Annotated in this window: 5 protein-coding genes and 1 pseudogene; 4 read left to right on the top strand and 2 right to left on the bottom strand. The window is 70.8% G+C overall.

The genetic code is table 11. The features are described 5' to 3' along the window. Window positions 1–343 precede the first annotated feature (343 nt). Window positions 344–4,420 carry a LamG-like jellyroll fold domain-containing protein gene (locus tag ABD810_RS21120; RefSeq protein WP_344942864.1) on the top strand — a complete coding sequence of 1,359 codons (4,077 nt, stop codon included), beginning with the start codon at window positions 344–346 and terminating at the stop codon, window positions 4,418–4,420. Window positions 4,421–4,434: 14 nt separating this feature from the next. After that, window positions 4,435–10,896, top strand: coding sequence for an RHS repeat-associated core domain-containing protein (locus tag ABD810_RS21125; RefSeq protein WP_344942867.1), 6,462 nt, complete (start codon window positions 4,435–4,437; stop codon window positions 10,894–10,896). 2 nt (window positions 10,897–10,898) lie between these two features. On the opposite strand, the pseudogene ABD810_RS21130 reads toward ABD810_RS21125, so the two are convergent. Then, window positions 10,899–11,820, bottom strand: a pseudogene (locus tag ABD810_RS21130) (AfsR/SARP family transcriptional regulator). A gap of 92 nt (window positions 11,821–11,912) precedes the next feature. Here ABD810_RS21130 and ABD810_RS21135 point away from each other — a divergent pair. Together ABD810_RS21135 and ABD810_RS21140 are read left to right on the top strand one after the other, a co-directional pair. Beyond that, window positions 11,913–12,152: a hypothetical protein gene (locus tag ABD810_RS21135; protein ID WP_344942873.1), complete on the top strand. Its 240-nt coding sequence runs from the start codon at window positions 11,913–11,915 to the stop codon at window positions 12,150–12,152. Then, window positions 12,152–12,412, top strand: a complete 261-nt coding sequence (locus ABD810_RS21140; protein WP_344942876.1) for a hypothetical protein — start codon at window positions 12,152–12,154, stop codon at window positions 12,410–12,412. The genes ABD810_RS21135 and ABD810_RS21140 overlap by 1 nt, the downstream gene beginning before the upstream one ends. A gap of 48 nt (window positions 12,413–12,460) precedes the next feature. Here ABD810_RS21140 and ABD810_RS21145 read toward each other — a convergent pair whose 3' ends face one another. Beyond that, a complete protein-coding gene (locus tag ABD810_RS21145) occupies window positions 12,461–14,296 on the bottom strand; it encodes an AfsR/SARP family transcriptional regulator (protein WP_344942879.1) in 1,836 nt (611 codons plus the stop codon). Window positions 14,297–14,682: the final 386 nt, after the last annotated feature.

Genomic DNA, 14,682 nt, shown 5'->3' on the forward strand with positions numbered 1-14,682 from the left:
AGTAGGGGAGCGGGCCCGCCGCGGCCCGCCGACGGCGTAGCGGCGGAGGCTCCCGCCGGCCACCCGCACTGACGAGGGCCATCCCCCGGAACGCACCCGGACCCGGCCGTCTACACGGTGTCTACAGGATTCCAACGGGTCGTCTACGCGCTCGCGTCACCCTGGTGGCGGCCGTCAGAAGGGATCTGCCGGTCGATGTCGGCGGGAGCGCGGTGTGAAGACTCGTTGGAGCTTGACGGCGGTTTCGGTGCTGGCGGCCGTGGGGTCGTCGTGCCTAACCGTTCCCTCCTGGGGGGCCGCCCCCGCGCGGGGTGCCGAGCGCACCGCGGCCCCGGAGCCTCAGGTGACCGAGGCGGAGGCGGCGCAGGCGGCCCGTGAGTCGGGGCGGCCGGTCGAGGTGCTCGGGCTGCGCGGTGAGACGCGTGAGGTGCACGCCCAGCCCGGCGGCGGGTTCGTGTCGGTCGAGCACCTGCGACCGGTGCGGACGCTGAGGGACGGCACGTGGGTCCCCATCGACACCACCCTGCGCGAAGATCCCGACGGCACGATCCGGCCGGCGGCCACCACCGTCGGCCTGCGGCTCTCCGGTGGCGGCGACGGCCCCATGCTGACGATGACACGCGCGGGCCGCCAGATGTCGCTGTCGTGGCCGACCGGCCTCCCGGTTCCCGGCTTGGAAGGGGACACGGCGGTGTACCGCGGTGTGCTCGGGCCGGACGTCGATCTGCGGGTGCGGGCCACCGCCGAGGGCGCCTCGCACGTGCTGGTGGTGAAGACGCCCCAGGCGGCACGCGATCCCCGGCTGGCCGAACTGACCTTCGGGCTGTCGGCGCCGGACCTGCGGCTCTCGAGGGACGAGCGGGGCAACCAGTCGGCCCTCGACCCGGTGACGGGCGCGGAGGTGTTCAGGGCGCCGCCGCCGAAGATGTGGGACTCCAGCGAGCCGGAGGGCACGCAGGCCAGGCCAGCCCTGGGCGGCGACGGGGCGCTGCGCCGGCCGTCCGCGGTGGCGCCGGGCGACACCTCGCGCGTCGCGGTGATGAAGATGAGGACCAGCGCGGCGAGCATGACGCTCGAGCCGGACCGGGGGCTGCTCACCTCCGCCGGCGTCAGGTTCCCGGTCTACATCGACCCCATGTGGTACTCGCCCGGAGAGTCCGCCAGCCTCATGGTCTCCAGCGGAGGCTGGGAGGACTACAACTTCACCGAGGAGGGCATGGGGCGCTGCCCAAGCAGCCTGCCGCCGGCCGGGGCCTACTGCGGGGCCTCCCATGTGAAGCGCCTGTTCTACCGGATGCCCACCAGCCGATACATCGGCAAGCAGATCATGTCGGCGGAGTTCGAGGTCAAGGAGACGTGGGCGCCGTCGTGCAGCGGCCGGTCGGTGCGCGTCTATCGGACCACCGGGTTCGGCGCGAGCTCCACCTGGAACTCGACCTCCGACAACTGGGCCGACTATGTCCATTACCGTGACATCGCCAAGGGCCACTCCAGCAGCTGTCCCGCGGGCGACGTGGTCTTCAACGTCGCGTCGGCCGTCAAGGACGCGGCCAAGAAGGGCTGGTCGTACACCTCGTTCGGCCTGAGAGCGGCCGACGAGGATGACCATTACGCCTGGAAGCGCTTCGACGGTGACGCGACCCTGCGCGTTTACTACAACTCCGCCCCGCCGCAGCCGAAGATGTCGCAGCTGCACGCAAGCCCAGGTGGCCTCTGCTCCGACTACGGGCACAGGGTGCCGGTGAACCGGCTGCCGACGCTGTACGCCGACAACCTCACCGACGCCGACAACAGCGGTGCCGAGGGGGAGAAGCTCAACGCCGAGTTCGCGGTGCAGTGGAGGGACGCCGCCGGATCCGAGCGGCGGTGGAGCACCACCACTCCGAAGAAGCAGTCGGCCAAGGGCTCCCGCCGCTCATCGTTCTCCGTGCAGGTACCGGCGGGCCTCATACCGGTCAACGCCGACTTCAACTTCCAGGTGCGCGCTTACGACGGCGCGGCGTGGAGCCCGTGGAGCTGGGCCGGTGACGCCACCGCCTGCTACCTGAGGTACGACCCGACCGCGCCTCGCACCCCGGTGGCCCGGTCACCGGAGTATCCCGCCCTCGATCCCGATGACCCGGACGTGACCGCGCGTGACGGCGTAGGACGGTACGGCTCGTTCTCGCTCACCTTCGACCCCGAGGTGACGAAGTTCGCGTACGCGCTCAACACCACCCCGGCGCCGGCCTCGGCCGTCGCCCGCACCGTCAACCCGCACACGGTGCAGGTGGTGCCGACCCGCCCCGGCGTCAACACCCTCTACATCACCGTGTGGGACGCGGCGGGCAACTTCTCCGTCGGCGACTACCGGTTCTGGGTGAGCGAGGGAGCGCCGGAGGCGGCGCGCTGGAAATTGGACGAGCCCGCCGGCTCCGGCGCGGTGACCGCGGAGGCCCCGGGCGTCGCGGCCCGGGTCGGCGCGGGGGTCACCCTGGGCGCGCAGGGCAGGACCGGCAGCGGCTTGAGTCTCGACGGCGCCGTGGCCGGCCACGCCGCCACCGACCTGCCGGTGGTGCGGACCGACCAGGGCTTCACGGTCTCGGCGTGGGTGCGGTTGCGCGAGAACGACCGCGCCTCCACCATCCTGGCCCAGGATGCTCGGGTGCAGAGCGGCTTCCAGTTGGGCGTCGCCCCCGCGCCCGGTTCCTGGGTTCTGAAGACGCCGGAGAACGACGCGACCGGCCGGAGCGGGCCCTGGACCACCGCGGCCGCGCCCACGCCTCCCGAATTGAACACCTGGACGCATCTGACCGGCGTGTACGACGCCGTCGCGAAGCGGCTCCGGCTGTACGTCGACGGCGCCAAGGCCGCGGAGGCCCCGGTCACCGCCGTCCTCGACGCCAGGGGCGCCCTTCAGATCGGGCGCGGCCTCCACGACGGCATGTACGGCGGTTTCTGGCCGGGTGACGTCGACGAGATCAAGGTGTTCCCCGAGGCGCTCTCGGACCACGACGCGGCTAGCCTGGCGACCGGCGCCACGCCGGAGGGCCGGATGCCCGCGGCGCACTGGCGACTGGAGGAGCCGGCGGGCAACGAACGCGTGTACGGCGAGGGCGGCGAGCCTCTCACCGCGGCCGTGCAGGGCGGGGCGACCCTCGCGGTCCCCGGCCAGGTCGGCACGGCCATGCAGTTCAACGGTTCCACGGGGTACGCCGGGACGGCGAAACCCGTGGTGAACACCGCCCGGAACTTCGCGGTCGCGGCCTGGGTGAAGCTGCCCGCCACGGCACCCGCCAAGGACGTCTCCATGGTGAGCCAGGACGGCGGCGTCGTGAGCGGCTTCTCCCTGAAGTACCGGGCCGACAGGGGGCAGTGGGCTTTCATGAAGGCGGCGGCCGACGCCGCCGACCCGGCGAGTGTCACGGCCTACTCCGCCTCCACCGCCGTGCTCAATCAGTGGACCCACCTGGTGGGGGTTCACGACGCGGTCGCCAAGAAGCTGAGGATCTACGTTAACGGAGTCGAGAGCGGGTCCGTCGGCCTTCCGTATGTGTGGCACGCGGGAGGCGGCCTGCAGATCGGCCGCGCCAAGTGGAACGGCGCCCCCGGCGTCTACTGGCCGGGCGCGATCGACGACGTACGGGTCTACGACCGGGTCCTGTCCGCGGAGGAGGCCCAGGACCTGTTCACCGTCAAGTCGGACGTCTTCGGCCGTTGGCGGCTCAACACCGCTGCGGGGACGCCGGTCTCCAGCGCCGACTCCGCGCCCATCGACGTCAGGCATCCGGTCACGCTGGCCGGGGCCGCGAAGATCACGACAGAGGCCGGGATGAGCGTGGTGACCCCGCCCGAAGGCCAGGTGGCCGGGGCGCTCGATCTTCCGGGCGGCGACGGCGACTACGCCTCCGCCGGCGCGGCGGTGGTCGACAGTGCCGAGAGCTTCACGGTCTCGGCGTGGGCGCAGACGGCGGGTGTCCCGGCCAGGTCGATGACCGTGCTGAGCCTCGCTGGCGGCGTCAACAGCGCCGTGGCGGTGCGCTACGACGCGGCCAAGGGCCGATACGTCCTGGAGGTGCCCAGCAAGGACGGGGCCGGCGCCACCACCGCCACCGTCGAGCACACCAGCTTCCACCAGGGCGGCTACGGCGACTGGGACCACCTCGCGGTGGTCTACGACGGCTTCGGCAGCCGCGTCACCCTGTACGTCAACGGTGTGGTGGAGGCGGCCGCCGACGCCGAGACGGTGTCCTACCGCGAGAGCACCCGCGTGTTCGCCCCCGTCACGTCCCTGCAGCTCGGCCGGGCCAGGACCGGCGGCGCCTACCCGAGCGCACAGAACTGGCGCGGCCAGCTGGACGACGTCTGGGTGCTGCGCGGCGCGGCCACCGAAGAAGAGGTCGCCTACCTGGCCAACCCCACCGAGATCGACGAGCTCTAGCCGTGGAGGATCCTGTGCGTAGCGGCAAAGGCCCGAAGACGGCGCGACTCGCCCCACGGCTCGTCGCGATCGTCACGGCGCTCGTGGTCTGCGCGGGGCTGCTGGCGGCGGCGCCGGGCGACCCCGGGCCGGAAGAGACGCCGGGCGCCGCCCGGCTCACGCCCCGGCCGGCCGACCCCGACAAGGCGGTGGCCGGGCACGCGGTGAAGGTCGGGCCGCGAAGACTCGACGCTTCGGTGACCGACCCCGCCCCGTCCGCGAGCGTGCGGTGGCCGGAGCCGGGCACGGCCGAGATCACCCTGCCCGCCCCGGACCCTGGCCGGCCGGTCGCCCCGGCGGTGAACACGAAGTCGGGCGACCTTCCTGTGTGGGTCGGTGCCATCTCACCCGCCGGGGCGCCCCCCGGCAAGGCGCGGGTGCGGATGCTGGACCGGGACGCCGGACGGCGCGCCGGAGTCGACGGCGTGCTGTTCTCGGTCGAGCCGACCGGCCCGGCCGCGCGCGAGATGGCCGTGCGCCTGGACTACTCGGGCTTCGCCCGGGCGTACGGCGCTTCGTACGGCTCACGCCTGCGGCTGGTCCGGCTGCCCGCCTGCGCGCTCACCACCCCCGACGCGCCCGCCTGCCGCACGGCGACGCCGGTCGCGTCGGCCAACGACACCGCGCGCCGGACGCTGAGCGCGCAGGTCGCCGCGGGCGGCGGGCAGGGCGCGGCGGTGCTGGCGGCCGCGTCAGAGCCTTCCGGCGAGAAGGGCGACTACAAGGCGACCCCGCTGTCGCCCTCGGCGACCTGGAACGTCGGCACCCAAGCGGGGGACTTCACCTGGTCCTACCCGATTCGGGTGCCGCCGGTGCCGGGCGGGCTGACCCCGAACCTCGCCCTGTCCTACTCCTCCTCGTCCATAGACGGCCGCACCTCCAACACCAACACCCAGCCGTCCTGGGTTGGGGACGGGTTCGAGCTGTGGCCCGGCTACATCGAACGCCGCTACAAGTCCTGCAAGGACGACGGCGTGCCCAAGCATCCGACCTACGACGTCCACCCCGGTGACCAGTGCTGGGGCTACGACAACGCCACGATGGCGCTCAACGGCAAGGGCGGCGAGCTGATCCCCGCCGGAGGCCGCTCCTGGCGGATGAAGAACGACGACGGCACCCGCATCGAGAAGCTGACCAGCGCCGACATCGACAACGGTGACAACGACGGGGAGTACTGGAAGGTCACCACGACCGACGGCACCCAGTACTTCTTCGGGCTGAACACCCTCGCCGCCGGCAAACCGCAGACCAGGTCCGCCTGGACGGTTCCCGTCTTCGGCGACGACGACGGCGAGCCGTGCCACAAAGCCGAATTCAAGGACTCCTGGTGCCAGCAGGCGTGGCGGTGGAACCTGGACAAGGTCGTCGACCGCGACGGCAACGCCGTCACGTACTTCTACGCCCAGGAGAAGAGCCACTACGGCCGCAACCTCGAGGAAGAGGACGAGACCCCGTACGTGCGCGGGGGCTACCTGGATCGCGCGGAGTACGGCCTGCGCGACGGCGACCTGTTCCCGGCGAAGGCCCCGGCCCGGGTCGACTTCGAGGTCTCCGAGCGGTGCATTCGCGAGAACGCCGCCGACTGCGCCGAGGACAACATCAAGGACAACGCCGAGTACTGGGAGGACGTGCCCTGGGACCTGCACTGCGACTCTGGTCAGGCGTGCAGGGACGGCCACGGCACCGTGTCCCCGACGTTCTGGTCCCGCAAGCGGCTGACCAAGGTCACCACGCAGATCGTGAAGGCGGACGGCAGCGGCCACCGTCCCGTGGACTCCTGGGACGTAAAGCACGCGTGGGGGATGGCGGACGTCGACCGGCAGTTGCTGCTGACGTCCATCGTCCACACCGGCCTGGCCGGGGCGACATCCGTCACGCTGCCGCCGGTTTCGTTCGTCTACACGCAGTTGCCGAACCGGGTGGACAAGCTCGGCGACGACCTCGGGCCGTTCGTGAAGAACCGGCTCGGCACCGTCTACAACGAGTTCGGCGGCGTCCTGGACGTCAACTACTCCCCGGCCGACTGCACCACGTCCGACCTTCCGGCCGCGCCGACCAACCACCGCAGGTGCTTCCCGACGTACTGGACCAAGAGCAGCGGCGTCAGCGACGACCCCACGCTCGACTGGTTCCACAAGTACGTGGTGACCGAGACCGTCCAGACGGATCTGAACGGCGGCTCCCCGGACACGGTGACCAGGTACGACTACCGCATCGGCCGCCCCGCCTGGCACTACGACGACGACGACGGCCTCACGCCGGAGAAGTACAAGACCTGGTCGCAGTGGCGGGGCTACGACAAGGTCCGGGTGATCAACGGGGCGACCAGCGGCGCCCCCGGGCAGGTCGACCACTGGTACTTCCAGGGCATGGACGGCGACCGCCTGAACACCGGCGGCGGCGAGAAGGACGTGGACGTCTCCGACGGCGAGGGCGGCTCCTATCCCGACCACGAGTCCCTGCAGGGATTGGAGGTCCGGACGGTCACCTACGACAAGGCCGGCGGGACGGCCGTGTCCAAGACCGTGGCCTCGCCGTGGCACTTCCAGACGGCCTCCCGGACCCGGTCCTGGGGGACGGTGACCGCCAACCTGACCGGGACCAAGACGACCCGAGCGCTGACCGCGCTCGACGGCGGCCGGTGGCGGGAGACCAAGACCACCAACAAGACCTTCGACACCACGACCGGCGTCCCAACCCAGGTCGACGACGTGGGCGACACCTCCACCGATGCCGACGACCGCTGTACCACCACGACCATGGCGGCGGAGAACACCGCCGACTGGCTGGTCGCGCTTCCGGCTCAGGTGCAGACGGTCGCGGCCGCCTGCGACGCGCCGGTGGACTTCACCAAGCAGCTCATTTCGGGGACCCGTACCTCCTACGACGGCAAGGCGTTCGGCGCGGCGCCGTCCAGGGGACTGGTCACGGCGACCGAGAAGGTGGCGGCCACCGGCACCACCGGCGGCGCGGTCCGGTACGTTCCCTCGACCAAAGCCGTCTACGACTCCTACGGCAGGCCCAAGACCGTGACGGCGGTCGACAACACCGCCGCCACAGCCGTTGAGCGGAGCACGACGACCGCCTACACCCAGACCAACGGCCTCACCACCAAGGTGACGAGCACGGGTCCCCCCGTGAAGGCGGGGGATCCCGACTCGGCGATGACCGCCATCTCCGAGCTCGATCCCGCGTGGGGCGGTGAGCTGAAGGCGACGGACGCGGGCGGGAAGGCCACCGTCGTCGCTTACGACGCTCTCGGCAGGGTCGCCAAGGTGTGGGCGCCGGACCGGACGACCAGCCAGGTTCCGACCCGGGAGTTCGGCTACCAGATCGCGGCCGGGAAGATCGCCGCGGTCGTCACCAAGGAGCTGAACAAGGACGGAGGCCAGGACACCTCCTACGAGCTGATCGACGGATGGCTGCGGTCCCGCCAGAGACAGGAGCCGGGCCCCGACGGGGGCCGGTTGATCAGCGACTCGTTCTACAACGCCCAGGGGAGTGTGGACCGGACCTATGCTGAGTACTACGCCGACGGCGCGCCGCAGGGAGCGCTGTTCGGGCTGGACCGGACCGGGCAGGTGGAGACCCAGACCGTCTACGCCTACGACGGGCTCGGCCGGGTCGTCGCGGAGCGGCTGCTGGCCGGCAACAGCGACACAGGCGAGAAGTGGCGCACTACCTACGCCTACGACGGCGACCGGACGATCGTCACCCCGCCCGACGGCGGCATCCCCACCACCACGATCGTCGACGCGCATGACAGGCCGGTCGAGGTCCGTCAGCACAAGGCCGGCGGGTACGACGCGACCTTCTACACCTACACGCCGTCCGGGCTGCTGAAGTCCATCAAGGGGCCGGGCGGGCACACCTGGACGTACGACTACGACCTGCGGGGCCGCAAGGTCCAGCAGTCCGACCCGGATTCGGGCCTCAGCAAGTACGCCTACAACGACCTCGACCAGCTCGTCCAGACCGAGGACGCCCGCGGTAACAAGATCAGCGTCACCTACGACCCGATCGGCCGGAAGACCGCGCAGTACGACACGACCAAGGGCGCACCCGGCACCAAGCTCGCCGAGTGGACCTACGACACGGTGCGCAAGGGGCAGCCGGCCCGGTCGACCCGTTATTCGGGCGGCGCCGCCTATACCCAGGCGGTCGGCTTCTACGACCCCCTTAACAGGCCGACCCGGGTCAGCGTCACCCTGACCGGCCTGCCGGCGGCCGAGGCTCTGCTCGCCCCCGCGAGCGGATACGAGTTCAACACCGTCTACAACCTGGACGGGAGCGTGCAGTCGGTCAGCAGCCCGGCCGCGGGCGGGCTGGCGGCCGAGGTGATCGCCCCGACCTACGACGCCCTGGGCCGTCCCGTCGAATTGAGCGGCAACCTGTCGTCGTACGTCATCGGCACCGACTACAGCAAGACCGGCAAGCTCCTGGGCAGGCGGCTCTCCACGGGGAGCGGTAAGCAGGTCGACCAGGTCTACGGCTACGAGTTCGGCAGCCAGCGGCTACGGACCAGCAGCAGCGTGCACACCGGCATGGCCGGCGTCGACCGGAGCGCCACCTACGGCTACGACAACGCGGGCAACATCACGCAGATCGCGGACGTCTCGCGGGAGGGCACGGATAACCAGTGCTTCCGGTACGACCACCTGAGGAGGCTGACCGACGCCTGGACGCAGGCCGGCGACACCTGCGTCGTGGACCCGGCCTCGGCGACGCTCGGCGGCCCCGCGCCGTACCGGTTCGCGTACGCCTATGACGCGACCGGCAACCGGACCAGCGAGACCGAGTACGACCTCGGCAACCGGGCGGCGTCCACACGCGCCTACGCCTACGCCGGCGGCACCGGCGTCGACGCGGCGTTCAAGGGACACCAGCTCGCCGGCGTCACCCAGACCGGGACCGGCGCACGCACCGAGAGCTACGCCTACGACGCCGCCGGCAACACCGCCAAGCGCAACACCGGCTCTGGCGACCAGACGCTCACCTGGGACGCCGAAGGCCGTCTGACCAAGGTCGCCGATCCGGTGGAGGGCGAGACCGGTTACGCCTATGACGTCACCGGCACCCGGCTGATCCGCCGCGACCCGGACGGCACGACCGTCTACCTGCCGGGACTCGAGGTCCGCCTCAGCAAGGGGGCGACGACCGCCCAGGCCACCCGGTTCTACACCTACGGTGGCGAGACGGTCGCCATGCGTACGACGGCGGGCGTGACCCTCCTGTCCTCCGACCACCACGGCACCAGCGAGGTCGCCGTCGACGCGACGACCGGTGGCCTCACCAAGCGCCGTTTCGCGCCCTTCGGCCGGCTGCGGGGCACGGCGATCGGCACCTGGCCCGGAGACAAGGGATTCGTCGGCGGCACCATCGACGCGAGCGCCGGCCTCACCCACCTGGGCGCCCGCGAGTACGATCCGAACACGGGCCGCTTCATGTCCGTCGACGCGGTTTTCGACGAGAGCGACCCGCAGAGCTGGAACGGTTACGCCTACGCCAACAACAGCCCGGTCACGTCCAGCGACCCCACCGGGCTCACCAGATGCGACGTCGGCGCCTGTCCCACCCGCGAGCAAAGCGAATGCGCCCCCGCACTGGGCGGCTGCCCGAAGAACAATTCCTCGAGCGGCAGCGGCAGCGGCAGCGGTTCGGTGAGCGGCCCTCCCGTCAACGACTGCAACGCCTTGTGCCACGCGTGGAACTTCAGCGGCGGAGTGGCGAAGGGTTTCGTCGGGACCGTGGAGGCCGTCCCCCAGTTCATCAACGACCTCACGAGCAGCATGTTGAAGCTGGCCTGCCCACCCGGCATCCCGACCGGATGTCACAACGCCGTCGACAGGGCCGCCGAGAACAGCCCCATCCCCAACGAAATCCCAACCTGGGGCGACCCGAACAGCAAGATGCACAAGACGGGCAAGTTGATCGGCGAATGGGCTCCGGTCGTCGCGGGCCCCGGTGGCGCGGCCCGCGCTGTCGCGGCGAAGGCTCTTCAGAAGGCGGCGCAGAGGGCGGCGCAGAGGGCGGCGAAGAAAGCCGCGGGGAGGCCCGTCGACCATGTACCCCCTGCCAAGATTCCTTGGGATACGTGGCAGAACTATCCCAAGGTCACAAGAAACGGCCGGGAGTACGCGAACGTAGGTGGGCGCCTCTACACGCGGCATGCCGTCGATCGGATGCAGCTCAGCGGCATGCGCTATTCACCTCGTCCCCGTCCGAAGGAGGGAGGGAAGTCCAGCCGTATGCCGCAGATCCGCCAGGCCGGCGGAGCTTACGACTACGGGCGAAGCGTCGCACCCCAGTACGTGGAAGACGCGATCAGGAGCACGATCGGTTTGCGCCAGGAGAACGGGAACATCTCTCATTGGGCCGGATCCTTGCAGGTGATCCTCAACGAGGAGGCCGTGGTCATCACCGTGATCACACATTGACCTCACATGCCGCAGGAGGTCATGTGGCGGTGGGCCTGCTCCCTGGCGAACAGTCGCAGGAGATCGGGCATCTGGTAGCAATCCGGTTCGACTGACTTCAGGAAGCAGATGTCCAACAGTTTCCCAAGTAGCTTCTGGGCCTGGTCGAGGTCTGTGCCGGCGAGCGCGGCGGCCAGGGGAATCGTGGCTTGGGGGCGACGGGACACGCCGAGGAGGCAGAACAAGCGGGTGAGGTCCCGGCCGCTCGGGTCGTTCTCGAGACCGCGGTGGCTGAAGGTGAAGGCGGAGCGAACGGACAGGTCCTCTATTCGAGTTCTCCGAGGCGGTTCTGTTCGTTGTCGAGTCGGCCGGTGAACGCCACCACGTCCCGGGGCGTTTCCAGGGGGAGCGATGCCGGTACCGGGGTTTCCGGCCTCGCACGTGGACGGCGGGGCGGCGGTGTGGCCGGGCACGGCCGCGTCCGGGGCAGGAACCGGTCTGCCGTCGGGGATGACCTGGTGCAGCTCCTGCAGACCGCGGCCTGGTTCCAGGCCGAGCTCCTCTATGAGCGCCTGCCGCGCGCGGCGGTAGGCGTCGAGGGTGTCGGCGCGCCGGTCCGAGGCGTAAAGCGCCCGCATGGGCTACTCCCACAGGCCCCCGGAGGGGATGCTTCCGCGTCATGTCCTGGATTTCGTGGATGACCTCGTAGCTCTGGCCGCGCAGCAGAGCAGCCTCGATGCGAGTTTCGGCGGCGGTCAGTCGGCGCTCGCCCAGCCTGCTCACTTCCGCGGTGACCACTGAGGTGAGCAGGGCATCGGTATAGGGCTCGCCACGCCACAGGCCGAGCGCCTGGGAAAGGAGCCGGTGAGCTTCCTCCACGGAACCCCTGGCCCGCCGCCGGCCCCCGCGCCGTAAGGGTCGCGAACCGGGTGATGTCTGGGGCACAGCGCATTTCGTAACCGGACAGCCGGGTGAAGACGCTCTCTCCGCCGCTGGCGTCCATCAGCGCTCGCCGCCGTTGCAGGACGTAACCCCGGATGAGGGTCGCCGCCGAGGCCAGCGGTGTGGACGGCCGCAACGGGGTTCTGATAGATCGAAAGGTCAGTGTCACGCACCGCAACAAGACCTACCGGCAGGCGATGAACCAATCTCTCGCGCTCGAGCAGAATGGCTACACAGGGCTGTGGGAAGTCCCCACCGTAGCGGAGGCCAGTCGCACACGGAAGATCTTCGGTGATCTGCTGATCATGAACATGCGAGTGAAGGTGGCACCCTGATGGAAATGAACGAGGTGCTGGCAAGGGCTTTCGCCTGCATGCTGGTCTCGATCGACCTGAGCGACGACGAGGACATCGATCCAGACGTCGCGACGAGCATCTTGGAGCCCGCGTGCGCGCTGTTCGGCCAGTTGTCGGAGGCGGACAAGCGCACCGTGGCGGGGCTGCTGGTCAAGGAGGCGGAGTCGGAGGACGACCCGGTACGCCGGGAGGCGCTTTTGAACCTCCCGGAGACGATGGGCCTGCTGGACGAGGAGTGAGGCGACGGAGCCCGCGCGGGCGTTCGGCGCCGGCGCCGAACCGCAGGCTCAGCTCGCGGGCATGGACAGCGGGTCGCGGGCGGCGCGCTCCCCGGCGAACAGGCGCGTCAGGGCGGGCATCCGGTACAGGCCCGGTTCGGGTGAGTGCAGGAGGTGGGTGTCGAGGAGTTTGTCCAGGAGTCTCTCGGTGCGGGCGGGGCTGGTGTCGGCGAGTTCGGCGGCGTGGAGGACGGTGATGTGGGGGAGACGGGGGAAGGCCAGGAGGGAGAGCAATCGGGTCAGCTCCGGGCCGTCCGGATCGCGCTCCAGGTCGCGGAGGCTCACGGTGAGGGCCGAGCGCACGGACAGCTCCTCCATTCGCAGCTCGTCCAGGCGGTGCGGTTCGCTCTCCAGCCTGTCGGCGAGCCAGCGCAGGGGCCATTGGGGGCGGGCCGCGAGGCGGGCGGCGGCGATGCGCAGGGCGAGGGGGAGCCCTTCGCAGTATCGGACGAGTCGCCGTGCCGCGGCGGGATCGGCGGCGAGGCGTTCCCGGCCTATGAGGCCGACGAGCAGAGCGAGCGATTCCTCATCCGGCAGGGTGGTCAGGTGGTGGACCGGGCACCCCAAGGTCGTCAGGGAACGCCGGCCGGTCACCAGGACCGCGCATGGTTCCCCGGGGAGCAGGGGCTCGACCTGGGTGGCGTCCGCCGCGTTGTCGAGGAGCACCAGCATCCTGCGGCCCGCTGTCAGCGAACGCAATCGGGCGCCCGCCTCGGCCGGTTCCGCCGGCACGGCGCCGGGGGCGGTTCCGAGCGCGCGCAGCATGCGCCCGAGGGCCTCACGCGGTTCGAGGGGCCGATGACTTTCGTGGCTGCCCCGCAGGTCGATGTGCAACTGGCCGTCGGGGAAGTCGCCGAGCAGCCGGTGGGCCAGGTGGATCGCCAGGGCGGACTTGCCCACGCCGGCCGCTCCCGTGATCACGACGGCTCCCGGGCTGCCGGCCTCGGTCACAAGCCGCCGGAGGGACGCCAGATCATCCCGGCGGCCGGTGAACGCCGCGACGTCCCGGCGCGTTTCCAAGGGCGGCGACGCCGGGACGGTGACGTCCGGGCCCCGAAGGTGGACAGGGGTGGCGCGGTCCGGCAGGGGCGTGCCACGGACGGGAACCGGCCTGCCGTCGAGGATGGCCTGGTGCAGTTCCCGCAGGTCGGGCCCGGGTTCCAGGCCGAGCTCCTCGACGAGCGTCCGCCGTGCGCGGCGGTAGGCCTCCAGGGCGTCCACCCGCCGATCGGCGGCGTGGAACGCGCGCATGAGCTGCCCCCATAGAACTTCGCGCAGGGGATGCTCACGCGTCAGACTCTGAAGTTCGTGGATGACCTCGTGGCCCTGACCGCGCAGCAGGGCCGCCTCCACGCGGGCTTCCGCGGCGGCCAGCCGGCGTTCGCCCAGCCTGCTCGCTTCCGCGGCCACCGCCGAGGTGAGCAGGGCATCGGTGTAGGGCTCGCCGCGCCACAGGTCCAGAGCCTTGGAGAGGCACCGGTGGGCTTCCTCCACGGCGCCCCTGGCCAGGGTCGCCCGGCCCTGGGCCGTCAGCGCCTCGAATCGGCCGATGTCGGTCGTGTCCGCGGCGCAGCGCAGCTCGTACCCTGAGGGCCGGGTGACGATGGTCGCCCCGCCGAGGTCGCCGAGCGCACGCCGCAGTCGCAGGATGTAGCCCCGGATGAGGGTCGGCGCCGAGCTTGGGGGAGCGGACGGCCACAGTTCTGCCGCCATGTGGTCGATGGGCACCGGTCGTCCCCCGTGGATCGCCATCAGGGCCAGCATCGTCCGCGGACGGCAGCCGGGGACCGGCGCCCAGCTCGAACCGTTCCAGAACCGTATCGGCCCGAGGATCTGTAACCGCATATGCCCGGTATCGCCTCGGGGCGTCACGGTCATGGCCGTAGCTGGCCGGACGGCGCTCGGTGCCACTGGCGCTCCTCATGTCCCACTCAGGTTCCCGCGAAAGGATCAAGGTGGGCACATCATCGCCGACCACCCGCACAGGATCCGCACAGAGCCACGCCACGCGGCCCGGCCGGCTTCTCAACGGGAGAGGCGGTGGAGACCTCGGCCCCCGACCTGGACCGGCTCTCGCTGGCCAAGTGATCGACTCCGTGGCGCGGCCGGTAAGGGAACCGGCCGCGCCAACGGCTACGACCGCGGCCGCCGGGCTCGCCCGATTTCCGGAAGCTCGGCCGGCGACCGCAGTGTCGCTACGCAGCCGGGGCGAGGGCCCGGCTGTGTGACCC

This window comes from Sphaerisporangium flaviroseum (assembly GCF_039537005.1).
GTDB lineage: Bacteria > Actinomycetota > Actinomycetes > Streptosporangiales > Streptosporangiaceae > Sphaerisporangium > Sphaerisporangium flaviroseum.